Origin of the sequence: Pseudogemmobacter blasticus, assembly GCF_003071405.1 — a bacterium.
Lineage (GTDB): Bacteria > Pseudomonadota > Alphaproteobacteria > Rhodobacterales > Rhodobacteraceae > Pseudogemmobacter > Pseudogemmobacter blasticus.
On record NZ_CP020471.1, the window covers coordinates 16,893 to 40,987 of the forward strand.

Sequence of the window (24,095 nt, forward strand, 5' to 3'; positions counted from 1 at the left end):
GCGACAGAACCCGCTGGCATCACGCTCTTGGCTCAGCCATCGCGTCAGCGTTGACAGCCCGATGCCCAGATCCTCCGCGATCTCCCGCCGCGGGTCAGTGCAAGCCGCACCGCTTCACGCCGAAACTCCGGCGTCGGTCTGTTCCCGTTTCCCATAGAACACCTCCTGATTCCTCAGTTGGTGCTCTCCACATTTCCCGGGCAAGTCCAGATTCCGACAGCATATGGGTAAATCATCGACATCCATCAGGCATCTATTTCATATTCCTCCCACAGGCCCGGACCTATTTGGCGACGCTTCTTCAGTTTGCGACCCTCTGGGTTCAGGAGGTGCCTCAAAAGATTCTGCCGTTCAGAGTACCAATCGGGCCTGTCGATCACATCAAATATGTTTTCGCTTACGGATACCATCCGAGCCTTTCCAACACAAGCATAGGGAAACCTGTGGGCAATCACAGATTCAAAAATTGCATCTGTAAGATGTCGGGGTGAAAAGCAAGCGCTATGAGCGTTGAAACATATCCAAGGACGGTCAGTAGTAATTTCTTGCAAACCATTAGGCACCCTAAGGTGTGCATCTTCGGGGGCTCCTGAAATCCCCCATTTGCTCGGTTTCAGGCTAGCATCCTCAACTTCGAAGAGCACGCAAAGTTGGTTGAACAGCAGCTGAAAGTCAATAGAGCGTGTCAATGTTCCAGTGATCGTCGGGCCACCAGCCAAGGGAAAACCATCAACCTTTCGAATTGAGAAGTGCTTCATGCCTCCCTTGCTTCTGAGGCTATCGGATCTTTCCCAACTTGGTGTGTAGATATTCTGGCGAGGGGCGGGTAGAAACCAGAAGGGCTCAGCAGAATCCGGCCCGTGGTAGCGCACCTTGTCTTTTTCAACGTCGCCCCAGACCCAAGCAGGTCTTAGATCATGTTCGGGCCGCTCAAAGAGCGCAAACATTTCCCGCCCAATCGCCCAATTGGATGTTGGCTGATGAGTATGGATGGTCATGAATGCCGTTTCAAACTTCATCACTTCCCCTGCGATCACGGAACAAATTGTCCGGTTCTATATTAAACCTCAAAACACCATAATTAGTCGGGTTTCCTGCGGCTGCATTAACTAGATCAATCCTATCTTGAAGTCCGCATTAATATACGCCTCGGGGGCACCACCAAAGTGTAACCTATAGAGTTCTCTTCCGCATAAATCAGCTTTGCCTTAATCTGATCTGTCGCCTTGATCGGAGTTTTGCGATATTTTTTACGGTTCTGTCAGCATTGTCAGAAGTCTATAGGGGGCTTGTGGCGTGATCGAGTTCAAGGGCGTGCACTATCCGAAGTCGGTGATCCTGCACGCGGTGTTCTTCTGCCTCCGCTACGTCGTCTCCTACCGCGATTTCGAGGAGATCCTGATGGTGCGGGGGGTGAAGGTCAACCACGCGACGCTGAACCGTTGGGTGGTGAGGTTCTCGCCGCTTATCGCTGCCCCGGGCGCAAGCAGGGAAGCGGGCGACGACCATGCCCTGGCGGATGGATGAGACCTGCATCAAGGTGAAGGGCAAGTGGACCTACCTCTACCGCGCCGTCGATCGGGATGGCCAAACCCTTGACTTCATGCTCTCCGAGCGCCGGGATCTGACGGCTGCCCGGCGGTTCTTCAGGCGGGCGATTGACAGACTGCGTCGTCATCGGCAAGAGCGGCGCCAACATGGCCGGGCTGCAGGCGGTGAACACGATCTGAAATTCACCGCCGGCGGGCGCACGATCAAGATCAGGCAGGTCAAATGCCTCAACAACATCCTCGAACAGGACCATCGCTTCATCAAGCGGATCACCGGCCCGATGATGGGCTTCAAGGCATTCCATTCAGCCTCAGCGACCATCGGAGGGATCGAGGTCGCGCACGTGACCCGCAAGGGGCAGATCCCCGCCAACGGGGCTTCGGACTGCCATACCTTCGCGGAACTCGCAGTATAGTTCTGTCCAGAGGCCGGGCGTTTTCAAAAGATGAGAAAATTTGCGACAGAACCGAAGTACGTAATTTCGAGGGGGTGAATCAATGAACGCCAGCGATGTAGCAGGAGTATTCAAACAGTTAGGCTGGACGCCTGGGCAAGACGTTGATCGTTATGCAGAAATAGAGCTTTCCGATAGAATCGTGCATGTAGGGTTCAAAGTTAAGGACTTTACCGTCTACCAAAAGTTTGAATCTACCCATTCACTTATGACTATCGGCTTTACGAATGCGGTCAAATGGATTGAAGGTGGCCGAAGGGAAATTAATGATCGCCTCAAGGTAGGTTCCAATGAAAAGGTAAGGTTTCAAGAGCCGGCAATCACACGCAAACATATAGAGATAGCGTGTAACAGAGCCATTGAGTGGGCAATGTCTTTTGATATTAATCAGCGTTATGAGGAGCTCTGTAACCTTGATCCGTCAACACCGGGTGCTGCCGGAGTTTGGCACCTTGCTTCTTTGGTGTTGCTTGGTAACGTAATAAAGCTGAAATCCTATCAGGCAAGCTTCGAATCCGGTGACCGGCTCGGGTTCGTGAATTATGTTACGAAGGATTATATTGACCGGGCGGTCGTTCTGGCCGAAAAAGCCGCACCAACGTCATAACCATGCTGTTTCGAACTGGCATTCTGGCCGGCTCTGTCGCAAGTTTTCCGTCTGGTGGCTAGGCTCATCTGAGGACGGATTCATGCCGCGAGTTCCGCAAATGTCTGGAAAGGGGTCTTGCCGGTGGCCGGCATGTGACCCTTTCGGATGATGTGTGCAGCCTCGATCCTGGCGATGGATTCAGTGGCAGAATGAAGGGCCTTGAGCCCCATCACTGAGCCAGTGTTTCGCTTGGTAAAACGGCGATCCTGTTCTGGAATGTTGTTGAGGTATTTGTCCAAGACCTGCTTCAACATGAACGCCTTCTGTGCGTCCGAAACTTGCTCGCCTTCATGCGATTCCGCTCCTCTCCCAGCCAGGAAAACGTAGCGGAAAACTCCAGATTCAAACGATCCAGTTCTCAGGGGGTAGATCAGCAAGAAAACTTCATCATCATTTTCGACTGTATTCGCCGTATGTTTTGCCATCTATATTGATTGCGAGATTCTTGTATGACAGACTAATTCGGAGTTGAGAGATTTTCGCGATGATCACCCTCCATTGCATCCGGCCCGAAACCAACGCCCGTCGGTATTATACCGTGGATGTCGTCACCGATTTGTTCGGAGTGGCAACCCTTGTCAAATCGTGGGGAAGGATCGGCACAAGGGGGCAACAAATGCTGCATTCCTACGAGACCGGCGACAAAGCCCGGAACGCGATGGAAAGCCTTGTCCGCAGAAAGTTGAAGAAGGGCTATCTATCGGCATGACATCCACAGGCCTCTTGAGCCTCGCCCGCAGAAGACCGATAGCGCCTACGGGCAATCCTCTCAGCACAGCCACTTCGGCATCTGGACAACAGTGCTGCGCCAGGAAGCTCCCGCGAGCGGCGACGCTTCCATGCCGCGGGCCAGTCCGATCCCGAACCCGCACAGGTGCAAAACCCGAGCAGCGAAGTCGGGCTCGTCCCCGCTCAGATACTCCTGATAGAAGCTCGTCTGATGCCGGACGTTGCCTTCAAAGCGGACAGCGCTGAGGTCGAACGCAAACTGGCCCTGCCCCCCATAGGTGAACTGGAAGCCGATCCGCAACCCGGCCATGCCGCGCCTCCCGCTCCACACAAGCACAACGAACGGCCTGCCGGCGTCTTTGGGCGCGCAGATGTTGGTCGCACGACCTTCAAGGTTCAGTTTGGCTGAACTGATGCGGAACGCCGGAAAGATTGCCTGTTTCAGCACCAAAGGCCAAAGCTGGCCGTCGCCCCTGACATGCTTTGGCAGAGGGTTCTGTCGCAAATTTCCGAGCCGGCTGAGCGGGGCCATTCGTCAGACATGATTATGCTGCAAGCGCTGCGAAGGTCTGGAAGGCGGTGGCGCCATTGGCGGGGATCTGTCCCTTGCGGATCATATGTGCGGCTTCGATCCCGGCGATGGTGGCCGCGGCCGAATGGAACGCCTTGAAGCCCATCATCGGGCCGGTGATCCGCTTGATGAAGCGATGGTCCTGTTCGAGGATGTTGTTGAGGTATTTGACCTGCCTGATCTTGATCGTGCGCCCGCCAGCGGTGAATTTCAGGATCACGTTCACTGCCTGCAGCCCGGCCAGGTTGGCGCCACTCTTGTCGATGACGACGCGGTCGGGTACGCCGTTCCTGTCAATCGCCCGCCTGAAGAACCGCCGGGCAGCCGCCAGATCCCGGCGCTCGGAGAGCATGAAGTCAAGGGTTTGGCCATCCCGATCGACGGCGCGGTAGAGGTAGGTCCACTTGCCCTTCACCTTGATGTAGGTCTCATCCATCCGCCAGGATTTGGCCGTCGCCCGCTTCCCTGCCTGCGCCCGGGCAGCGATCAGCGGGGAGAACTTCACCACCCAACGGTTCAGCGTCGCGTGGTCGACCTTCACCCCCCGCTCCGCCAGGATCTCCTCGATATCTCGATAGGAGACGGCGTAGCGGAGGTAGAAGAACACCGCGTGCAGGATCACCGACTTTGGATAATGCACGCCCTTGAAATCGATCACGCCAACAACCCCTCGCCAACTACCTGACAGCGCTGCACACCACCGAACCAGAAACTTTGCGACAATACCTACTGCTTCGCAGCGCTCCCCAAAGCCGACGCACCACTGGCATCGCAGCAAGAAGCCAGTAACGATTGGGTGTGCGCGGTCTCTTTGCGCTTCCGTGCATATCCGAACCGCAGGTTGCGGGGATCCTTGCACAGTTCGACCCGGAGCGTTTTGCATTAGAACAATGAAGGTGCTGAGCCTGCCCAATCTGCGAATCTGCAAGGAAGCTAACGCGAAGCTAAAAAGGGGAGCTACGTGGAAGAACCCGAACAACCGCGCGATTATTTCGTCCTCCCGGAAGAGGCTATTAAATTCCTTCCGGAAGAATGGCAACAGCATTTCCACGCGCTGATAGACGAGGGACAAGCCGTTCTAGAGATAGCAGATGATAATTTGAGAAATTTGAATCGCCTCGTTCATGCGTTCCCTTCTATGGCCAGCCTTCGCTACATCCAGCATCGACTCGCCTCCACCAAGTTCGAAGCAACGATGGATTGGGTTCTCGAGAACGACATGCTGACGTTGGCGTTTGTGACGACGTACGTGCGCCTCATCGACGGTGGCATCGGTAGTGGCGTTTCCCGCAGCGCGCTGCCGCCTGAGCTACGCCCGGTGCACGACAATATCATAGAACTTCGCAATAAGCGCTACGCCCACAACGCTGGTCATGAATCGATAATTGGGAGCCTAGAGATCGGCTTCGAAAGCGGTAATTTCGACATCGGTGTCAACTTCAACATGGGCTTCCATGTAGGGGGAGCGAACGATTGGAAATCTCTCTTAGAATTCCTTGATAGCCTGATGTTTAATCGGCTCCACGCCCAACTTGAGAAATTGAAGGAGAAGACGGGTCGCGAATGGATCTTTCCAAGTGGTTCACCGCCGCAATGGGTCTCGACCGATCCAGAGCATAATCCGAGCGTTGGAGACACTCCCTGATCCCGGCACCGAGGCACCCCGCTCAGCCGCCTGCCCCTAAGCAGCGATCCGGCCCGACCAGCAACTGGGCGGGCGAAGATGGATGGTGCCAAGCGTTGCGCTTGAGGATGACGATCTGACGGTTATGATACGGCGCGATGTCTTGTCGAAAAGCCTAACATGCCAGTGATCGACTCGCATTTTCGGCAAGTTGGACCGGCGAAGACCAGTTCATGCTGTTCCGAAGGCCGCCACTCCGTTGGTCTAGGAGGGTGCTTTGGCTAGACCGGCACCTTAGCCGGCAACATCCGGTCCAGCACCGTCTTGAGCGCATCGACATGCGATCCCGAGGGACCGGTCATGACAAGGGTTGCGACGTGAAGGGTCTCTTCGGCGCCTTCATGTGCAATGGCGTAGCGGGTGCAAATCGGCTCTGGCGGGAGATCGCCGTGATGGGGGTAGAGCAACATGACGTCCCGGCAGCCATACAGTTGGCTATAGGCCATCAACTGATAGACGTCGGTCTGGCTGATCCCCTGTTTGGGGTCGTCGATGCGAGGGGCCATCCGCTTCCACTTTGTGTCGACGACGAGGACGGCTTGATCCCCGTGCCGGATGATGAGGTCCGGCTTGGTCCGAAACCGCCCCGTATCGGCTTCGAACAGGCAGTCCCGGTGGCCACCCTGCGATGAAACCCGGTATCCGCTTCCGGCCAGGGCACGGGTGACCAGTCGGGCGACGTATTGCTCGAACAAGGCATTCATCTCGAACAAGAGCGCATGACCATCCATGGCCCCTGCGCTGGTCTGCTGATGCCGATCTCCGAGAAGGAGACGCGCGAAGGAAAGAAGCTCGCGCCACCGCTGATTGGTCCGATCCAGGGTGATCTGGTCCCACCGCAGCGCTGGGACGGGAACCTCGGTCACATCCGCATAGGCGAAGCCCAGCTCGCGCAGGATACGCTGATTGTCGGGGGCCTGGGCCACACGCTGCAGACGAGTCACGGCGGCGCGCATCACCTGGTTCAGCGCGATGTCAGAGGACAGCTCGTCGTACCGACAGGCCAGCCGCTGCGGCGCCACCGCATGGCGGGACAACTGCCGGGTGACGTCGAGCCTGCCGCGCAGGGCTGGGAGGTCGTCTGCATGATCCACATACCGGCGCGGCAGACCCATCCGCACCGCTTCCATCAGGCGGGCGCAGAACAGGCGGATCAGCAATTCGAGGATGGTATCCTTCTGCCATCCGAGCTGCGCCATCGATCCTGCATCGATCCGCAGATCGTGAACTACCGCGAGCATGTGGATGAGGCGGCGACGAAGGGCTTCGTCAGAGGCGTCGTGTTCTCCAAGACCTTCGATCTTTGGAAGGATCTCCAGCTGACAGCCCTGTGCTGCGATCACGCCGACCACACCGCAGGCCCGAAGGCCCTTGCGGCCGTGTTCGAGCACGCCTTCGCCGCCACGCCCCGCGAAGCTCGAGCGCGCCGCCACGGCGGCGATCCGATCAGCCTCGGCGGTCGGGATAGTCGTGTCGTCATCCCCATATCCGATGCGCTGCCATTCGCGGAGCGTGCGGCGGATCATGAGCCGAGAAGCCGCGCGTAATCGAAGCTGTCTTTGCGCACATCCCACCGGAATCGCGGCATCGCCTCACCATTGTCGAGCCCCGGTGGTGCCTTGAGGACCGACCTGTTCAGAAAGCCTCCCGCGATGGGCCTGTCATGCGTTTCGAGATCGCCGAGAACCGCGGCGATCTTGCCCCAGTCCTCGAAGAAGTACTCGGCCAGCAGCGGGATCACCTTGTGCCGCATCACCGCGTCGACATCGGCGCGGGTGTCGCAGCCGGTGAAATAGGCATGACCGATCTGGTGGTCGCGATCGTAGAGATACTCGATGCGTTCATTGATGATGGTCAGAAGGTTCGGCAAATCGATGCCCGTGCGGGTCGCGGCGTCCTTCAGGACGGCTGGGTCGGGCATGATTTCCCGGAATGTGAACCGCCGCCGCAGCGCCGTATCGAGCAGAGCGATGGAGCGGTCTGCCGTGTTCATCGTGCCGACGATATGCAGGTTCGACGGGACACCGAACTCATCCCCCGAATAGGGCAGGCGCACCTTGAGCTGGTTGGGCTGACCGAGCCGCTTGTCCGGTTCCAAGAGCGTGATCAGCTCTCCGAACACCTTGGAGATATTGGCGCGGTTGATCTCGTCGATGATCAGGACGAAAGGTTCAGGTTCTGAGGGCCCCTCGTTCCTCTGGCTGTTCATGTAACGCTCGAGGGCCGGTACGTTGAGCTCGGCGTCGTAGAGGGCGTAGATCGACTTCTGGGAGAACTTCCGGGAATAGATCTCGCCGACTGGCACGCCCTCTCGGTCGATCCAGAGCCAGCGGACGGCACGCCGATGGGCGTATCCGCCCTCGGGTCGGGGGGCAAACTCGTACCCGCCCGTAAACTCACCGATGGCTCGAAACAGTCCATTGCCTTTGGACACGATGACGATGTCGCCCTTTCGGACCCAGTTCCGGAAGATGAAGGGCATTTGCACCATTCCGGATCTGGCATCGACAGTGCCGTTCTGGTCGCCCTGGGCTTTGCAGGCTTCGATGATCGCCTCTCGGCTTTCGAACTTGGCGTCCGACCAGTCAATGTCCTCGAAGCCGAGTAGGGCATAGTTGCCATTGATCGCTTCTTCGAAGAGATGCGCGTCCTCGGGATTGTTCGCTTCGCCAATCGACATCTTGAAGACCTGGCGGCCTTCAACGCGTATCGACTCCTCCTCGGATGAATGCCCACGGCTGGTCTCGGCGCGTTTCGCGATGCGCCGGAATATGCCGGGCACGGTCTCCAGCCGGAAGCCGGCCGAGGATGTGTCCTCGCCCTCATCCGCGCCGGTCATAGGCTGTCGGCCCTCGACGAACTCTTCATAGGCCATCGACTGATGGAAAGTGACGAATTCGATCCGACCGGCGGCCAAGAGGCGTTGGTAAGAGGCCATCAGAGCGGAGCGGTCATCCGGAACAGGTTCCCCGCACAGCCGAACGGCTTCCTCAGCCGTGCGGTAGGTCTTCCCGGTACCAGGAGGGCCGTAAAGGATGATGTTGTGAGCGGTAGATCCCATGATCGGCACGGCCTTTTCGACGTCTGTTTTCGGAGGTTCCGCGTTTTCCCAAAGCTTTTCCAGCGCCCGCGCGGCAGCGGGCTTGATCAAAATTCCGGAAGACTGAGGACTCCAGTCCTGCCCGCTGATCTTGCTCGTCAAGACCGCATGCGGGATGTAGGCATCCTTCCCTGGGTCCCGTATGTCCTCGAATTCCACATCGATGAAATCCGCGGTCTCACCCGCGGCGGCGCGCTGTGGGTCCCAATGGAGGTCAGAGTAGGCGGCCTTCACAACCCGTCCCCGTGCTATGATGCCACGGAAATCGTCGCCGGTTCGGATCAGGAAGACCGTGTCGTCAGGCTTTGGCTTCTTCGAACTCGTGCGCCAACGATGGACTACAGTGCCTCCGGACGCGGTCTGCTGGCGGTCCTGCGCCAAACTCTCCCAGTCCCAGCGTGACGGATTCCAGCTGATCAGATAGGTTGCGCGACTGTCGCGCCAGCGCTGTTCAATGTCCGGCTCATAGAAATCGATCTCCCGGCCGAGCTCGGTCTCGAGCCTCCCGCGCAGGGCAAGAAGATGTGAATCCAGCTCGGAAATCCGCATCTTCCGGATGTCTTTCCGCGTTGCCACGTCAAAGCCTTCAAGGATCTCTCGCTTGTGCCGCGGGCTCGAAATCCGCTCATAGTGATCGGGAAACAGGAGATGCGGAAGGATCTGACGCAGTTGGCGGCCATCGACACTGGGCACCTTATCCAGAAACGCGCAAAACGCTTCATGGTCCTTGCGCTGTTGGGCCTGCAGCTCAGGCGGTTGCGCTTTCCAGTCACGAACCAGGGCAATCAGGAAGCTCAGCTCCCGCCATCTGTGCGTGTTATAGGCCGTGCCCGCGTGCCCGATGCCTTCCAGAACCTCCGGGCTCAAGGCAGCAACACCCTCGGGAAGCGGGGTGCCTGACCAGGACCAGATCTCTCTGACCCGCTGCGCTTTGGTCGCCGCGCCCATGTCGCTGGGAAAGGTGAACAGGACCCAGTGCAACTCAGCCATCAGCTGGCGGCTTTCCGGTGTGCCTGAGGACATCTGCTGCTCGAGCTTCTGGTAATAACTGTCCGTGCCTTCATCGGGATTCTGGACAAAGGTGCGGTCCAGCTCCGAGAGGTTCTCGGCCGTCCAAAGACGAAGGTCGGGCTGGAGGATAGAGCCATCCTGCAGCAAGCAGCGGTCGGCGAATTCCGAGACCACAGGATACAATGCGGCGCTTTTTTCGTGCGGGTTGAATCTCGCCATTACTGCTGTCCTGTGCTTTCGAGGGCCGTCAAATCGGATGCTTGCGCGTCTTTAAGTAGGGTGCCGTGCGGGGTGCGGGTTGAATTCAGTTCGAGAACGCCGTCGTTACAATCTCCTCCAGATCGGCGATCTCGGCATCGGTGAGTTTGACGAAGGGTTCGCGGTCGCGCCTGCGCTTCGGGAATCGCCCTTCATTCTGGGTGACGAACAGGATCACCTGCCGTGCCAGAGCGTCCGGCATCTCGATGCGGTTCATGATCCCGCGCATCGCCACGTCGTGACGCTTGAGATAGGTGATCTCGCGCGGCAGGTCTTCCTCGATGGTCTTGCGCACGCAGTCGTAAAGGAATTCGGCCTCCGCCGTGCAGTCGTAGAAGCGATAGAGATCGGCCGTGTCGTTCAGCACCTCGACATTGCCGGTGGGCGTTCCACACCACGCGATGTGCTCCATCAGCGGGGCGGAGTGCCCTTGCAGAACCGCCCGGTAATCGTCGATGCGGTCGAGCATCACGGACGAGACCGGGAAGACCATCCCGGGTGGGGTGAACTTCCGCTCGGCGAGAACGTGATGGATCAGGCAGCGGTGCAGGCGACCGTTCCCGTCCGCCAGCGGGTGGATATAGACGAAGCCGAAGGCGATGATGGCGGCCTGCAGGACGGGATCGACCTCTTCGGCATCTGTCAGCCGTAGCCGGTTGTTGCAGTCGTTCAGCGCCGTCATGAGGGCGGGAACATCCTCGGGCCGCGCGCCGATGAACTCGGGCAAGGGGTCGTTGCTGTGGTCCCGTTCGCCCAGAAAGACTCCGTCTTCGCGATAGCCGATCGGGGTCAGGCGATCGTCGCCGATCAGGATGCGGTGCAGGCGGTAGATCTCGGTCTGATTGAGGGGGCGTTTGCCGGCCTCGAGCACTGCGCGTCCCCAGCGTTCGAGGCGGTTGACGGGCGGGCGCTCGCCTTCGATCTCGAAGCTCGCGCGGCTGTCGGCCAGCAGCATGAAGCTCGCCGCGCGCGCCACGACATGGCCGCCCGTCTTGCCGATGGTCTCCTTGGCCCGCGCGGCCAGGTCGAGCCCGATCAGTGCTTTGAGCTTCTCTGTGCGCCGGATCATCGGGCAGAGGGCGCCGGTGCCAAGCAGATTGTCCCGGACGCGGTGGCGCTGTGAGAAGCGCTCCTTGCCGGTGAAGTATTGGGTGGGGTCCAGAGCCGGGACCGCCGTGACGGTTGGCGCATCGTCGAGATCGAGCATGCGTCCCGTCAGGGTCTCGAAGAAGAACCACAGCCGCCGGGAGAAGGCGCCGGTCGGTGTGGCGCGGACGATCGCGTCGATGTCCTGTTGCGGAACGGCATCAAACACGCGCTTGAGGATCAGGAGGTCGATGCTCTCGTGCCGCAGGGCAAAGCCGAGATGGCCCTCCAGCGTTGCATCCGGCAGGTATCGCTTGTCATAGACCTGCCAGATCCCATCCGCGCGGACGTTGCCGCGCACATGTCGCTCCGAAATGCAGGTAGGGTTGCGCACCGGCGCAGGAATGCCGAACGCGGAGACCAGCGCTGCCCAACCTGCGAGGCTGGCGCCCTCGGGAAGGGGCTCATCCTGGAAGAAGGAGGGCGTCAGGCTCTCGGGTCTCATGCGTCGAAAAGGCCTCATCTGCGCGGATTATGGCCGTAAATCATGTGTCGGCGTCGAAAATCGTTATACGAACATCCGGCAGAAAATCAATCACGGATGTCGAAAATCCATCATGCTGTAGAAGAATGTAGAAATCGGTATGATGTGGGGTGCGTGGTGAGCCCGGTGCCCGATCAGTGGCCACGGCCGAGCGCCGTTGCAGTGCGCAGACAGCAAGACAGACGATCGCCTTGCCGAAGGGCCGGAGGATTGCCGCAGCAAAGCCCTGGCGATGATGGCAGCCGGTCCATAGCTGCCTGTCGGCCTCGATCGAGGCTGCGTGTCCGGAACCCGAAAGCCGACGCTCGACTGGTGCCGCAGCAAAGTCCAGGGCATGATGGCAGCTATGCGGGACGGAGCCGCCGGTGGCGCGACTGAAATCTATGCGGGCAAGACCGTGCGAAATGTCCCCGGCACAAAGCATGACCGAAGCAGGTCGCGCTGCTTGTTGAACGTCACATGGTTCTTCGAAACGTCAGCGAAGTTTTCGGAAACCTGAATGAGAACCCCGTTTTCGTCACGCCATGCCCTATGCGCCCGGCCAATGACTCCCTCTACATCGTATGTCCCCGCCCATTCTGGGCCGAAGTAATTGGCCCAGGAAAGCTCTGGCAGATAGGTGAACTGACGTGGAAAGGTTCGCCGCTGCTTGTCTGGTCTGACAAGGTTTCCATCTGAGGCAATGCGAGCAGTGAAGGCGATCTCACCCGCAACAGGTCCATTGAAACTCAGGTAATCAAGTCTCTTGACTTCTTCGGGTGGAAAGCAGTGCAGCATGCCATATGCAGGCTTCAAGATAGTGCATAACTTGCTGAAAAGTTGAAGCCAATCAACGCTACCGGCCATCTTGGCGGAAAGCTGAAATGTCGAGGCGGCGTCACGCCCTGAACGATTCCCATGGGTCACAGATCCCGTGCTTGCCAGCGAAGTCCTGCGCCGCCAGATGGGGCCGAACTTGAGCTCGGTGGCTCCCCCTTCTATCCTGGTCATGGCGTCGATAGACCAATAGCGGCTCCAGGTTTCTCGATCCGCCACGGGTATGTTCACAGGTTCGTGCCAGTTGACGAACTCTGGCTGTAGCTTCCCCCCTAATTCTAGGAGCAGTTCATAGACAGCCAATCCAGTGGCTACCGAGGAAATGTCTTCATAGGTTGTGATACCGATAGCAATTTTTGGATGTTTCAAATCTTCGCCTCGTTGCTCTCGCTGCACCGTAGATGATTTGGATTGTTGGGTCCAACGGCGGCTAAGGGCTCCGAGCAACATGCTGCGAGGCAGCTACCAACAGGTTTGGCGGTCTCCCCCGAGACCCGCCGCGCGAAACGCCTAGGCCGGCCTTTAGCCGCCGGTCAGAGTAGTAGCGCTGCTGCATTGCAGCCTCCCCAAAGCAGACGTTCGATCGGGGTGCCGCGGAAGCTGTCCGCCAGGCTTCGAAAAGGCCATTCGCACCCACCGCCACACCCCGGTCCGTCACCAGCCTCACGGCCTCAACTTTGAACTCGCGGCTGAACTTCCGTCTCGTCATATCTGCACTCCAGTTCCTTGGGCACGATCTTATCTTCGTGTCCACGAATCCGGCAGCAGCTCAGTAAAGACAAGGCCCGCAACGCGGACGACGAGGTCATCATTGTCGCCGTGCCGCCGCTGATCGATCAGGCAACGTTCGACGCCGTTCAGACGCTGTTGCGCGACCGCAACCCGAAAACGCTCATGCCGCATCTCAGCAGCAGCCCGAACATGCTGACCGGCCTGCTGCACTGTGCGCAGTGCGACGGCCTTATGACCATGCGCACCGGCAAGGCCGGGCGCTATCGCTATTATGCCTGCCAGAAGACGGCGCGGACGCACAGTGCCAGATGCACCGGCATCGCGATCCCGATCGATGCGCTCGACACGCTGGTCGCCCAGCACATGATAGACCGGCTGCTGGATCGGAAGCGCGTCGAGGGCATTCTGACAATGATCCTCGAACGCCGGCAGGCGCAAACAGCGCGGGACGGAGCTGGCCGGCTTGACGAACTGAACCGATGTGCCGAGGAGGCGATGCTCCACCTGAAGCGATTGTGCAAAGCTATCGAAATCGGCGCGCTCGACCTCGAAGACCCATCGTTGCAGGAGCGCCTGACCTCTCTTCGGTCATTACAAGCCCGAACGGCGGAGGAAGCCGCGACCCTTCAGGCCGAACTCGACCGCGTGGGCACCGTGACGATCTCAGCATCGATGCTGAGCGCGGTCATCGAGACGGCAGGCCAGCGCCTGCTGGAGCGAGGGGACGGCTTTCGCCGCGGATCTGCTTCTGCCTTTGTCGGGCGGATCGTTGCCGAGGCGGACAAGGTGCGGATTACGTGCACACAGTCATGAAGGTTCCGCACTTCAGGTCAGGAACAGTGGTTCTAGCTGCCTATTTTCGTTGTAAAGTGGTAACCTAGGACTCCGTCATTTGGATTCGCTCCTCTCCAGCTGCAGCATGAACCACGATTCGAAGTTCAAAATAGCCATCCCGCTAGACAAGGGCCGCTCCGACTTTCGGGAAGTCAAAGGCCGTCTTCTTGAATCGCTTGTCGGGCGTTTCCTTACCTATCAGAGCTACGTTGTCAAAGAGCGTGTTCGTGATGTGGGTAGCGAAATAGACCTCAAATGCCTTAACCGGCTTTCTGGCGACAGCGCGATTGTCGAATGCAAGGCGCGCACGGAAACTGTCCAAACCGACGCGGTTAACAAGCTCCACAGTGATGTCAGTCTTGAAGAGGCCGACCATGGCTGGATTTTTTCGATATCCGACATCGGGAAGGAAGCTCAGGCGAGACTGGACAGATTCAACGCAAAAGCTGGGAAGAACGTTTTCAAATTCTTCCCGCCGCATGAACTGGTGACACTTCTAGTTGACGCCAAGGGTTTAGAACTTCCGGCGTTGCCGGGCAGCAACGGGGCTACCGAGGTTTTCCTTTGCTTGTTGGAGGGGCGAGAGATTTGGGCTGTCCCGATGTGGACACCTAACAGGGAACTCAAGGGTCTTCTGGCTTGGGGCGCTAGTGACGGGTCTCCGATGAAACCAAGAGACTTGCCGGAACTGGCCAACACGGATTTTCCGTATCCCGAGGCGAGCTGGCTAGACCACAAGCACGTGGAAGGTCCTCCAAGCAAAGATGTACAGCCCGTCGTCGAAGTTATCCCCGGCGAAGAATGGAGCGATTATCGCCCATCGCGACCTGTAGATTTCGTGGGTCGAGAGGGACTGATTTACGAGATGCGGGATTTCTTTGATCGCATCCGGGAAGGTAAGACCTCATCGAGGCTTTTCGGCATCAAGGGGCAGTCTGGTTGGGGAAAGAGCAGCCTAGCGCTGAAGCTTGCCGACGAACTACGGAAGGATAAGATTTTTATTCTCCCGGTCGATTGCCGAGCTGCGAAGACTTCGTACTACGCCGATCTGGCAATGTTGCGGGCATTGCAGGCCGCCGAGCAGTATATATCGCCCGGGCCGCTGTTCCGCAGCACTCCGAAGATCGAGACGAATCCGTTCAACGATCCGGCAGTGCATGAACTTCTGGCGCAGGCTCAGTCGCAGAACGCGGTAGTCTGCCTAATTTTCGATCAGTTCGAGGAAATCATCCATCGCTCCGAGCTCAGCGCGGCATTCAGCCGTATGCGAGACTTGGCACTGGCAGCGGATGAAGCGCGAGCGCCTTTCGCTATCGGATTTTCCTGGAAAACAGATGGAACCGTCGGCTCCGATTATCCCGGATATCACCTGTGGCACTCGCTTTCGGATCGTCGAAAGGACTTCGTGGTCGACAGGTTCGCACGCGAGGATGCGGATGGCTTTATCGTACTTGCACAACGCGAGTCGAAGCAGGCCCTGAAATACAACATTTCGAAGTTCATCGTCGAAAACTACGCGGGCTACCCGTGGCTCCTAAAAAAGTTGGTGCGCCATTATATCGAAGATGCCAAGGCCGGCCGTGATCCGGGACCGTTGGGATCGCTCCCGAGCCTTGAGACGCTCTTCAACAACGATCTCCAGGAACTGTCGCAGACCCAGATCCGGGCTATACGGTTCATTGCCCAGAACTCTCCTGTCGAATACGGAGCTACGGCGGACAAGTACGGTGCTGACAACGTCGCGTCGCTTGTGAACCAGCGGCTCGTCATCAATACAGGTGGCAAGCTAAACCTCTACTGGGACATTTTCCGTGACTACATCCTCTATAACGAGGTGCCTCAGCTTCCGAACACATACATCCCGACGATCTCGGTCCGTCGAATTAGGGGCATTCTCAAAACTGTGCTCGGAGCGGACCGGCTCGACTACGAGCACTTCGCTGCGAGCTTGAATCTCAGTCTCACGACGACCGACAACGCCGTCCGCGACCTGGTCAACATGGGTATCGTCAGGTCGAACCGTCTGGAGCAATATTTCGAAAGAGCTTTCGAGAACTCGGCGGCTGCGACGGCCAAGATCATCGAATTCCTGCTGAGCAATTGCATCTTCATCAAGGCCCGAGAGCTCATTGCCGCGCAGGGCGGGGCGACTTTCGCGGAAATCTGCACGGCGTCCGCACCGGAGTACGCCTTCCTTTCCATCGATGAGCAGACGTTGCAGCAGTACAATCGCCGTATCTTGGCGTATTGCTGGCACTTCGGTCTCCTGTCGAAAAACGGGATGCATTTCGTCCTCGGCGACCCCGTTTTCGACATCATGGAATCCGCCGAGCGAGTGGCGAACATCAGAGAAGTCGATATTTTCCGGGCGGCCGCACCGCCGGAGCGCGTGATCGAACTCGTTGATCAGGTCAGGGGCGGGGTCTGCAAAACCAAGAAGGAAGCGGAGAGCCAAGGCCTTCGCAACGCGGTCTTCGCTGCAAGCACCCTTGGACTGATCGTTCAGCAGAATGGCGAGATAAGCATAGCAGATCATGTGAAGGACGACATGCCGACGTCAATGCTTGTGCGGCAGGCCCTCGTGCAAATCGAGCCGTTTAAGAGCAGCCTGGCCGAAATAGAATATCCGGGCCTTCCAGCCAGCGAACTCGGTGCTATCATTGCCGATCTCTACGGCCTGAACTGGTCTACGGGGTCGTGCGAGCGTCACGGCTCGGCAATAAAGCGCTGGACGTCCTGGATGGCTCAGTAAGGGATTAGTCGAAATCTAGTAGTACACGTGCGGAGCGCGTGACGCCCTACCGCCCGACCGGGTACTCTCCGAGCACCGGCCAGTTTCTCGAACTCCGGCAGCACGTCGCAGAGATCGGCCATGAGGCCGTAGTCGGCGACCTGGAAGATCGGTGCCTCCTCGTCCTTGTTGATGGCGGCGATGACCTTCGAATCTTTCATTCCGGCCAGGTGCTGGTTCGCGCACGATATGCCGCAGGCGATGTAAAGCTGGGGAGCGACGACCTTGCCGGTTTGACCGACCTGCCAGTCGTTCACTCCATTTAGCTGTCAGGGTCAACCCGCTGAAGAATGCCAATCTAAAGCCTCGTCCGCAATGGGCTCCGAGCAACACGCTGCGGCACAGCAACCGGCAAGTTTGGTGCCCTCAGCCGCGCCCCAGCCCACGAAAGGGTAGGCCCGGCCCTTTGCTGCCGGTCGGCCTGTCAGAGTGTGCATCACCCCGTTCCCGAAAGCTGCCGATCGACTGGCGTCGCAGCAAAGCCCAGGCCATGATGGCAGCTATGCGGGACGAAGCTGCCGGTCGCTCAACTTGCAGCTCTGTCGCAGAGCAGATCATTCATCCACGGAGACACTTTCCAACGATCTGCTTCAGGCGAGCCTTTTGCCGCCCAATACCAGACTTGGTAGGCATGGATGCTGAAGTTCTCGGACAGTCGAACAAGGAATTCGTTCCACCGAGGATCGGTTGACAAGTCGCCGCCAACTTCAAACGCTTGAATGATCATATCCGCCAGTGCGAAGCGGATATCCTCGTCCAGGGACACATCGTCATACAACGCGAGGTAGGTATCTAGGTGCGAGAAATCGGCGACCTCGAAGGGCCAATCTTGCTGGGTTCCGTCGAACGGATGATCAAGCCTTTTCGACAAGAACTCGATGGACGTGCCCGTCCAATAGCGCTCAGGGAGCGGCGGCTGCATGTTCTCCATTCTCACCCATACCATCAAAACAAGATGACGTTGCATCGTTCAGCCAATGACGGCAATGGGCTCGAAGCAACGTGCTGCGCGGCAGCTACCAACAGGTTCGGCGGTCTCGGCCGACCCGCCGCATGGCACGGAGAAGCCCGGCCCGAGAGTCCGCTAAGGGCCGACATGGCATCAGATTCTTCTATGCGCGCGGTGCTTCAGAATAGCCTCCTGAGTGAGATCTTTATCGCCAATTCAGTCAGGAATTCTGGCGATGATCTCGCCGCCGTTTTCGGTTTCGAAATGTCCATCGCTACGCTCAGTCAGGATTTCGTCGCCGCGGCTCGACAGCCAACGCTGCTGGCGTCGCCCGTCTTTCATCCGCGTCTGCTTGATAACGTCGATGAGGTCGCCGCGCTCACCCAAGCACTCAATGACCTCAATATCTTCCCACACGGTATCGACCCTCTAAGTTTCTTCGGTTTCATCTCGAATGAAACAGGAGATCGACTAACTACGTCAAGTGCTCCAACGGCGGGCGCGGCATGACTGCCATGGTCGCGAAAGTATCGCTGCACTCGGTCTGAGCGCCGGCTTCGATCAACGCAGCATCGCAGCATTCGTTGGAGCCGACTGGCCGCAAAGGGCCGGCCGGCAGAGAACCCGCCGACCGGCTTGTCGCTACAAATCTATCCCCTCAGACAGCGTCAGCGCGTCGTCCAAGTCGACTCCGAGATATCTGACAGTGCTGTCCATCTTCGTGTGACCGAGCAAAAGCTGCACGGCCCGCAGGTTGCCGGTCTTCTTATAGATCTGCGCAACCTTCGTCCGGCGCATCGAGTGTGTCCCGTAAGCGCTCGGTTCGAGACCTATCGATGTCACCCAATCACGCAGGATGCGGGCGTACTGCCGGGTGGACAGATGCACGCTGTGATGCAAACGGCTCGGCCATAGATACTCCAGCCCGAGCATCTCCGGATCAGCGATCCAACGCTCTAAGGAATGCCGTGTCGTTTCAGTGATTTCGAAGCGAACAGGCTTACCCGTCTTGCTCTTGGTGACCGAGGTGCGCTCCTTCACCCTCCCTGCCGCGAAGACGTCGCGGACTTTTAGGCAAACGAGGTCGCAGCCACGAAGCTTGCTGTCGATGGCCATATTGAACAGGGCAAGATCCCGCCGGTTATCCGCCATCTCAAGGCGGACACGGATGGACCATACATGCTTCGGCAGCAGGGGACGCTTTTGGCCGAGGCTGTGTGAAAACTCAGATCTTGGGAACCTGACAAGAATTTTTTTCTCGGCATGCACCAGGTGGCGCCTCGCGCGGAACATAATCTCACAGCAGCGTATGCGGAAGAACGCAGTTCTGCAGCCGACCATGCTCGAGCGAGTTTTCACACAGCCTCGGCCCTGAGCTGACGCTCGCGCCTATTGGATACCACATGGTAGGATTCCCCGTAGCAGTCATTCGACAACACTGACCGATCCGGGTTAGACATTGCTCTATGCGCTTCTTCGCCAACGGTCCCTCTATCCCAGATGATCTTCTGATCGCGCGCGACGCGGGCGATGTCATCTTCTTCTGCGGCGCAGGCGTGTCCCGCCACCGCGCTGGTCTACCCGACTTTCTCAAGCTGGGCGGCGATGTCATCAAGCTCCTCGGAGCCGGCGAGCAAAGCCTCGCCCGTAAGCTATTCCGCCAGATCAAGGAGCTCGATCCGATCGACGGCGTGGGCGGCCTAATTGCCACTGATCGCATCTTCAGCCTGCTCGAACGCGAGTTCGAGCAGCGAGATGTCCGGAATGCCGTCGCGTGCGCCATCAGGCCCCCGAACAATCCAGACCTCAGCGCGCACCGGACCCTGATTGACCTGTCCCGGGGCCGCGACGGCACGGTCCGCTTGGTCACGACCAATTTTGACCTGCTGTTCGAGGCGGCAGCCCCCACCATACACTGCTCCGGGCCACCGGACCTGCCCAATCCTCGCGGTGCTGGCTTTGGCGGGATTGTGCATCTCCACGGACGCGTGAATGCCGAATATTCAGGTCCGGGCGATGATGAGTTCATTGTCTCCAGCGCCGACTTCGGTCGTGCCTATCTGTCCGACGGCTGGGCGACCCATTTTATGCAGTCGCTGCTTACGCGCTTTCAGATTGTCTTCGTCGGCTACGGTGCCGACGATCCGCCTATCCAGTATTTGCTGGAAGCGCTCAATCTCCACGCCGGCAATCGCAGCCGGCTGTTCGCATTCCAGCCAGGAAGCAATACCAACGATGCCGCGCTTTGGGAGCATCGCGGCGTGCGAGCGATCCCGTTCGACAATAGTCAGGGCTATGATCTGCTATGGGATAGCCTTGCGGCTTGGGCCGAGCGTGCGCGCAACGTCGATGGTTGGTACGCCAGTCTACTCGAATCCGCATCTACGGGACCCGCTGCACTCGATCCGCATGTGCGCGGCCAAATCGCCCATGTGCTTTCGACCCGAGAGGGCGCCCGGCGCATCAGCACCGCCGACACGCCACTTCCGGCTTCATGGCTGCTGGCGCTCGATCCGCGCCAGCGCTTCGATAAGCCGGCTCCCATCGATCCCTATGGCGAATCCAGCGAGCGGATCGATCCCTATGAGAGTCTATCGCTCGACTTTGACACACCGCCGAAGCCGATCGACGAGGACGATGCCCTTCAAAAGCGCCATGTGCCCGAAGGCTCCTGGAGTGCGTTCGTGCCGACCCGCTTCGATCAGGAGGATGGGCAGGAAGCCGGAATCGGCGCCTTCTGCGGCGACCAAGCCAACCTAACCGGCCCGCTCAACACGCGCCTCGACCACCTCGCCATCTGGTTCCACCGCGTCGCTCATCAGCCTGTTGCCCTGTGGTGGGCGGCGGCACGTGGCCCCCTCCATCCGCGCATCGTCGCGATGATCGAAGCCTCGCTCCGTCAGGACCCGAGCCGCTGGCCGGATGACATTCGGCGCGGCTGGCGCTTCCTGTTCGAGAGTTGGTCCGATAGCCGGGTGGAACCTAATCAGGGCTATTTCGAGCTTGTCTCGCGGGTCGCACGCGAAGGCTGCTCGGAAGCGCGCGTGCGCGACTATGCGGCGCTGTTCCGGCCCCGGCTGCGGGTCGACCGCAAGTTCGACGTGTCGCATCCGCTTTCTTGGACCGACAGTAGCCGACCGAGTCCGTTGGTGTCATATGATGTCGACTATCCGCATCCCTACGAACTGTTGCCGATCCCCAACGAACGGCTCGCTTATGCGGTCACGCGCTTTCGCGAGAACCTCGACCTGGCACGTTCACTTGAGGCCGAAATATCTGGCCACGACTATGTCTATACGCAGACGACACGGCCAGACGACGGCGGACCTCCGATCGCCCATGATAGCTATGGCATCACAGGCCCGATCGCGCTGTTCCTCCAACTGATGGAACGGTTGGTTGACTTTGCGCCCGAGCGTGCGCTTAGCGAGATCGCCCAATGGCCCGGAGACGACCACTATATTTTCGGCCGCCTGCGCATTTGGGCTGCGAGCAATAGAATCGTCCCGCCAGCGGAAGCGGCGAACATCCTGCTCGGCTTCCCCGACAATTTGTTCTGGGGCTCGGAGCATCAGCGCGACCTTCTCTATGCGATTCGCGACCGCTGGCGCAACTTCTCGGCCGAGGATCGAGTTCGCCTCGAACAGCGCATCCTCACCACAACCTTCCCTTGGCCAGACAGCACACCCGGAGGCAAGGCACGCGCAGAAGCCTATCGTCGGCTCGATCGCCTGCATTGGCTGTCCCGCCAGGGACTGGTCTTCTCGTTCGATGTCGAGGCAGAAATGGCAGCGCTTCGTTCGATAGCGGAAACGTGGTCCGAGCGCTCTGGCGAGGAGGCGGCGAACTCGAATGCGCCGGTCGTCCGCAGCATCGACACTGATGCCAACCCGCGCGTGCTTGACCATGTGCCGATTGGTGAGATCCTAGAACGTGCCCGGCAAGCTGGCGAAGCTGACTTCGTCGACAATGTCGGGCGCCGTCCATTCATTGGCCTCGCAGAGGAGAAACCCGCCCGCGCGCTCGCAGCCCTCACCGATGCCGCGCGCAAGGGCGACGTCCCGCTCTCCTTCTGGTCTGCCTTCCTCCATGCCGAGAAGCGCAAGTCCGATCCCGCGCGGCTCGCACGGACAATCGGCGGTCGCCTCGCGTCCTTACAACCGGCCGAACTCAGCACCGTCGCCTATCCAGTGACCGAATGGCTGCATGGCCTAGGCGAGCGCCTTTTCGTCGAACTCGCAACTGTGCTGGAGCGCTTGTGGGACCCCTTGATGGTCGCACTTCCTTTGCGCAATGACGACCGCAAGCACCGCGTCGACAGTAGTTGGGCAAACGACGCGTTGAACGCGCCGGCCGGCAAGCTCTCCAGCCTGCTGATGCAGGATCCGTCGACCAAGGGTCGCGAACTTGGCCAGGGTTTCCCCGAAGATTGGATGCGTCGTCAGGAGCAACTGCTTGCGCTGCCAGGCGACATGCGCCGCCACTCGCTCGTGATGCTGGGGTTTCAAATCAACTGGCTGTTCGCCATCGCGCCCGATTGGGCCACGGCAAACCTGCTGACCGTGGTGAATGACGAGGGCGACGACGGCGACGCCCTATGGGATGGCATCCTTTGGGCTGCGCGAGTGCCGAGCCGGACGCTATACGAGCGCCTGAAGCCGGGGCTTCTTTCGCGTGCGATGTCACCCAAGCGGCGTCGCGCCGAAGCCAATGTCATCAGTGGCTTCCTGCTGAGCGGCTGGGGCGGGAGTCTCGACGCCGATCCGCCCGAGCAACTTGTAACAAGTGCCGAGTTTCGCGAGATTCTCGTTGAGAGTGATGATGACCTGCGCGGGCAGATTCTGTGGCATCTGGAGCGTTGGTCGACAGAGCCGGAATCCAAGTGGCGCGCACGCCTGGTGCCATTCCTCATGGATGTCTGGCCGAGGCACCGGGCGATGCGGACGCCGGAAATGTCCGCCCGCCTCGTACATCTTGCTTTGGCGAGCGGCGACTTGTTTCCGCAGATTGTGGAAGTGATCCTGCCGCGATTGGTGCCTGTGCGGGGGGGAGTGCTGCGTGGACTGCAAGTCCACTCAGGGGCTGAAAACAATCTGGTGACGATCTATCCTGCCGTTATGCTCAACCTTCTCTGGGCGATCCTCGCCGAGGATGCGATGCTCTGGCCTTACAACATCGAGGAGGTTCTTGAAGCCCTCGCCGAGGTGCGCGAAACCCGGGCCGATCCCCGCCTGTCAGAACTGCGGCGCCGGCGTGCAGGCTGAGTGAGTGGCTAAAATGCAGTCTCAATGCTTTAAGGTGGTCGACATTGAAACCGAGTGGCAGCTTTGTTAGCTGACCGCCCGGGTGGACCCACTTCCTGAATGTCCGCTTCCCGCCCACAATGTCGCTTTCAGGCGCGGCACTCGCATGCGCTTGACCTTTACCTGACAGCCCCCATGTAGTAACGTAACCACAAGTCGGAGGCCGCGATGACGATTCACACGATCAGCAGCCGTGAACTGAACCAGGATCTTGCCCGAGCGAAACGGGCGGCGCTTGAGGGGCCTGTATTCATCACAGACCGCGGCAGGCCAGCGCATGTCCTGATGAGCTATGCGCGGTATCAGGAAATGAGCGGTCAGCGCCGGAATATCCTTGATGCGCTGGCAATGCCGGGGTTGTCCGAGGTAGATTTCGATCCTGGCAAAGCCGCAATCAATGCCCGGTTTGCCGATCTGTCCTGATGTTCCTTCTCGATACGAATGTGATCTCCGAGCTTCGAAGGGCCGGCGATGGCAAGGCTGACGCCAATGTCACCGCCTGGCTTGGGGCACAGGATGCGGGCACGCTCTTCATCTCGGCCATCACGGTCATGGAGCTAGAAATTGGCGTGCGCCGGATAGAGCGTCGCGATTCCACGCATGGGGGAATGTTGCGGGCCTGGCTAACGGAGCGCGTCTTGCCCGAGTTTGAAGCCCGCGTGCTGCCGGTTGACATGGCCGTGGCGCTACGCTGCGCCGGGCTTCATGTGCCCGATCCACGGTCAGAACGCGATGCCTTGATCGCGGCGACCGCGCTAGTTCATGGTTTCACCATGGTGACGCGCAATTTCGAGGATTTTAAGGCCACGGGCGCGGTTTTGCTGAACCCGTGGGATCCTATCGTCTGATTGGGGACGGGATGGTCCATGGACTTGCCTCGATAGAATATGGAGAGGCTGATCCTGGATCAGCCCTTTGGTCTGCTGCCGCGCCGGAGGATCCGGTTCAGGCGGTGTGCCCGCGAAGGGCGCTGCGAATGACGATCATGAAGGCCCTCCTTTTGTTCGGGGTTGCAGAATGAGGCGTTGCGCCG

General features: G+C 59.0%; 21 protein-coding genes and 2 pseudogenes. 11 read left to right on the forward strand and 12 right to left on the reverse strand.

Annotated elements, in window-relative coordinates:
• Positions 1-15: 15 nt before the first annotated feature.
• Both B6K69_RS17370 and B6K69_RS18035 read right to left on the reverse strand, forming a co-directional pair.
• Positions 16-155: pseudogene (locus B6K69_RS17370) on the reverse strand (transposase); the annotation flags it as partial.
• A gap of 90 nt (positions 156-245) precedes the next feature.
• Positions 246-1,019 carry a hypothetical protein gene (locus B6K69_RS18035; protein ID WP_123876590.1) on the reverse strand — a complete coding sequence of 258 codons (774 nt, stop codon included), beginning with the start codon at positions 1,017-1,019 and terminating at the stop codon, positions 246-248.
• A gap of 277 nt (positions 1,020-1,296) precedes the next feature.
• Between B6K69_RS18035 and B6K69_RS17375 the strand changes: the two genes are divergently transcribed.
• From B6K69_RS17375 to B6K69_RS18040, 3 genes are all read left to right on the forward strand, one after another.
• Positions 1,297-1,527, forward strand: a complete 231-nt coding sequence (locus B6K69_RS17375) for a hypothetical protein (RefSeq protein WP_108645006.1) — start codon at positions 1,297-1,299, stop codon at positions 1,525-1,527.
• Positions 1,508-1,966 (forward strand): IS6 family transposase, encoded by a 459-nt coding sequence (locus B6K69_RS17380; protein WP_108645007.1) that lies wholly within the window; start codon positions 1,508-1,510, stop codon positions 1,964-1,966. The genes B6K69_RS17375 and B6K69_RS17380 overlap by 20 nt, the downstream gene beginning before the upstream one ends.
• Positions 1,967-2,048: 82 nt before the next feature.
• Positions 2,049-2,612 (forward strand): DUF6990 domain-containing protein, encoded by a 564-nt coding sequence (locus tag B6K69_RS18040; protein ID WP_123876591.1) that lies wholly within the window; start codon positions 2,049-2,051, stop codon positions 2,610-2,612.
• An 80-nt stretch (positions 2,613-2,692) separates the two neighbouring features.
• Here B6K69_RS18040 and B6K69_RS18675 read toward each other — a convergent pair whose 3' ends face one another.
• Entirely contained in the window at positions 2,693-3,079 is a 387-nt protein-coding gene (locus tag B6K69_RS18675; protein WP_108645008.1) for a DDE-type integrase/transposase/recombinase, read from the reverse strand.
• A gap of 59 nt (positions 3,080-3,138) precedes the next feature.
• Between B6K69_RS18675 and B6K69_RS17390 the strand changes: the two genes are divergently transcribed.
• Entirely contained in the window at positions 3,139-3,363 is a 225-nt protein-coding gene (locus B6K69_RS17390; protein ID WP_108645009.1) for a WGR domain-containing protein, read from the forward strand.
• A 60-nt stretch (positions 3,364-3,423) separates the two neighbouring features.
• On the opposite strand, the gene B6K69_RS17395 is transcribed toward B6K69_RS17390, so the two are convergent.
• Positions 3,424-3,915 (reverse strand): hypothetical protein, encoded by a 492-nt coding sequence (locus B6K69_RS17395; protein ID WP_108645010.1) that lies wholly within the window; start codon positions 3,913-3,915, stop codon positions 3,424-3,426.
• 13 nt (positions 3,916-3,928) lie between these two features.
• On the reverse strand, positions 3,929-4,612 hold the full coding sequence (locus B6K69_RS17400; RefSeq protein WP_108645011.1) for an IS6 family transposase: 684 nt from the start codon (positions 4,610-4,612) through the stop codon (positions 3,929-3,931).
• Between the two features lie 303 nt (positions 4,613-4,915).
• On the opposite strand from B6K69_RS17400, the gene B6K69_RS17405 reads away from it, so the two are divergent.
• Positions 4,916-5,599 (forward strand): hypothetical protein, encoded by a 684-nt coding sequence (locus tag B6K69_RS17405; protein ID WP_123876592.1) that lies wholly within the window; start codon positions 4,916-4,918, stop codon positions 5,597-5,599.
• 260 nt (positions 5,600-5,859) lie between these two features.
• Here B6K69_RS17405 and B6K69_RS17410 read toward each other — a convergent pair whose 3' ends face one another.
• From B6K69_RS17410 to B6K69_RS18045, 4 genes are all read right to left on the reverse strand, one after another.
• The gene (locus B6K69_RS17410; protein ID WP_108645013.1) at positions 5,860-7,164 is read right to left on the reverse strand and encodes an McrC family protein; all 1,305 of its coding nucleotides are present in this window, start codon (positions 7,162-7,164) and stop codon (positions 5,860-5,862) included.
• A complete protein-coding gene (locus tag B6K69_RS17415; RefSeq protein WP_228156893.1) occupies positions 7,161-9,968 on the reverse strand; it encodes an AAA family ATPase in 2,808 nt (935 codons plus the stop codon). Before B6K69_RS17415 ends, B6K69_RS17410 begins: the two co-directional genes overlap by 4 nt.
• An 85-nt stretch (positions 9,969-10,053) precedes the next feature.
• Positions 10,054-11,598 carry a Fic family protein gene (locus tag B6K69_RS17420; protein ID WP_108645014.1) on the reverse strand — a complete coding sequence of 515 codons (1,545 nt, stop codon included), beginning with the start codon at positions 11,596-11,598 and terminating at the stop codon, positions 10,054-10,056.
• A 420-nt stretch (positions 11,599-12,018) separates the two neighbouring features.
• Positions 12,019-12,903 carry a hypothetical protein gene (locus tag B6K69_RS18045; RefSeq protein ID WP_123876593.1) on the reverse strand — a complete coding sequence of 295 codons (885 nt, stop codon included), beginning with the start codon at positions 12,901-12,903 and terminating at the stop codon, positions 12,019-12,021.
• 276 nt (positions 12,904-13,179) lie between these two features.
• On the opposite strand from B6K69_RS18045, the gene B6K69_RS17430 reads away from it, so the two are divergent.
• On the forward strand, positions 13,180-13,998 hold the full coding sequence (locus tag B6K69_RS17430) for a recombinase zinc beta ribbon domain-containing protein (RefSeq protein ID WP_228156894.1): 819 nt from the start codon (positions 13,180-13,182) through the stop codon (positions 13,996-13,998).
• A 106-nt stretch (positions 13,999-14,104) separates the two neighbouring features.
• Positions 14,105-16,771 carry an ATP-binding protein gene (locus tag B6K69_RS17435; protein WP_123876594.1) on the forward strand — a complete coding sequence of 889 codons (2,667 nt, stop codon included), beginning with the start codon at positions 14,105-14,107 and terminating at the stop codon, positions 16,769-16,771.
• Positions 16,772-16,854: 83 nt separating this feature from the next.
• On the opposite strand, the pseudogene B6K69_RS17440 reads toward B6K69_RS17435, so the two are convergent.
• Positions 16,855-17,064 (reverse strand): annotated as a pseudogene (locus B6K69_RS17440) (electron transfer flavoprotein subunit alpha/FixB family protein); the annotation flags it as partial.
• Between the two features lie 272 nt (positions 17,065-17,336).
• Positions 17,337-17,732 carry a hypothetical protein gene (locus tag B6K69_RS17445; protein ID WP_164682018.1) on the reverse strand — a complete coding sequence of 132 codons (396 nt, stop codon included), beginning with the start codon at positions 17,730-17,732 and terminating at the stop codon, positions 17,337-17,339.
• Positions 17,733-17,906: 174 nt separating this feature from the next.
• Between B6K69_RS17445 and B6K69_RS18050 the strand changes: the two genes are divergently transcribed.
• Entirely contained in the window at positions 17,907-18,269 is a 363-nt protein-coding gene (locus B6K69_RS18050) for a hypothetical protein (RefSeq protein WP_123876595.1), read from the forward strand.
• Between the two features lie 132 nt (positions 18,270-18,401).
• Here B6K69_RS18050 and B6K69_RS17455 read toward each other — a convergent pair whose 3' ends face one another.
• Complete coding sequence (locus tag B6K69_RS17455; RefSeq protein ID WP_228156895.1) at positions 18,402-19,028, reverse strand: tyrosine-type recombinase/integrase; 627 nt, start codon at positions 19,026-19,028, stop codon at positions 18,402-18,404.
• 197 nt (positions 19,029-19,225) lie between these two features.
• Here B6K69_RS17455 and B6K69_RS17460 point away from each other — a divergent pair, with 197 nt between their 5' ends.
• The 3 genes from B6K69_RS17460 to B6K69_RS17470 all read left to right on the forward strand — a co-directional run bounded on the left by B6K69_RS17460 (position 19,226) and on the right by B6K69_RS17470 (position 23,910).
• The gene (locus tag B6K69_RS17460; protein WP_108645020.1) at positions 19,226-23,023 is read left to right on the forward strand and encodes an SIR2 family protein; all 3,798 of its coding nucleotides are present in this window, start codon (positions 19,226-19,228) and stop codon (positions 23,021-23,023) included.
• 207 nt (positions 23,024-23,230) lie between these two features.
• Positions 23,231-23,485 carry a type II toxin-antitoxin system Phd/YefM family antitoxin gene (locus B6K69_RS17465; RefSeq protein WP_108645021.1) on the forward strand — a complete coding sequence of 85 codons (255 nt, stop codon included), beginning with the start codon at positions 23,231-23,233 and terminating at the stop codon, positions 23,483-23,485.
• A complete protein-coding gene (locus B6K69_RS17470) occupies positions 23,482-23,910 on the forward strand; it encodes a type II toxin-antitoxin system VapC family toxin (RefSeq protein WP_108645022.1) in 429 nt (142 codons plus the stop codon). Before B6K69_RS17465 ends, B6K69_RS17470 begins: the two co-directional genes overlap by 4 nt.
• Positions 23,911-24,095: the final 185 nt, after the last annotated feature.

Excerpts from the sequence above, each read along its gene's own strand:
- B6K69_RS18050 (WP_123876595.1), top strand. The coding sequence starts at position 17,907 with ATGGCATCAGATTCTTCTATGCGCGCGGTGCTTCAGAATAGCCTCCTG.
- B6K69_RS17465 (WP_108645021.1), top strand. The coding sequence starts at position 23,231 with ATGACGATTCACACGATCAGCAGCCGTGAACTGAACCAGGATCTTGCC.
- B6K69_RS17435 (WP_123876594.1), top strand. The coding sequence starts at position 14,105 with ATGAACCACGATTCGAAGTTCAAAATAGCCATCCCGCTAGACAAGGGC.
- B6K69_RS17415 (WP_228156893.1), bottom strand. The coding sequence starts at position 9,968 with ATGGCGAGATTCAACCCGCACGAAAAAAGCGCCGCATTGTATCCTGTG.
- B6K69_RS17395 (WP_108645010.1), bottom strand. The coding sequence starts at position 3,915 with ATGGCCCCGCTCAGCCGGCTCGGAAATTTGCGACAGAACCCTCTGCCA.
- B6K69_RS17410 (WP_108645013.1), bottom strand. The coding sequence starts at position 7,164 with ATGATCCGCCGCACGCTCCGCGAATGGCAGCGCATCGGATATGGGGAT.
- B6K69_RS18040 (WP_123876591.1), top strand. The coding sequence starts at position 2,049 with ATGAACGCCAGCGATGTAGCAGGAGTATTCAAACAGTTAGGCTGGACG.
- B6K69_RS17420 (WP_108645014.1), bottom strand. The coding sequence starts at position 11,598 with ATGAGACCCGAGAGCCTGACGCCCTCCTTCTTCCAGGATGAGCCCCTT.
- B6K69_RS18035 (WP_123876590.1), bottom strand. The coding sequence starts at position 1,019 with ATGAAGTTTGAAACGGCATTCATGACCATCCATACTCATCAGCCAACA.
- B6K69_RS17460 (WP_108645020.1), top strand. The coding sequence starts at position 19,226 with ATGCGCTTCTTCGCCAACGGTCCCTCTATCCCAGATGATCTTCTGATC.
- B6K69_RS18675 (WP_108645008.1), bottom strand. The coding sequence starts at position 3,079 with ATGGCAAAACATACGGCGAATACAGTCGAAAATGATGATGAAGTTTTC.
- B6K69_RS17380 (WP_108645007.1), top strand. The coding sequence starts at position 1,508 with ATGCCCTGGCGGATGGATGAGACCTGCATCAAGGTGAAGGGCAAGTGG.
- B6K69_RS17390 (WP_108645009.1), top strand. The coding sequence starts at position 3,139 with ATGATCACCCTCCATTGCATCCGGCCCGAAACCAACGCCCGTCGGTAT.
- B6K69_RS18045 (WP_123876593.1), bottom strand. The coding sequence starts at position 12,903 with ATGTTGCTCGGAGCCCTTAGCCGCCGTTGGACCCAACAATCCAAATCA.
- B6K69_RS17445 (WP_164682018.1), bottom strand. The coding sequence starts at position 17,732 with ATGCAGCCGCCGCTCCCTGAGCGCTATTGGACGGGCACGTCCATCGAG.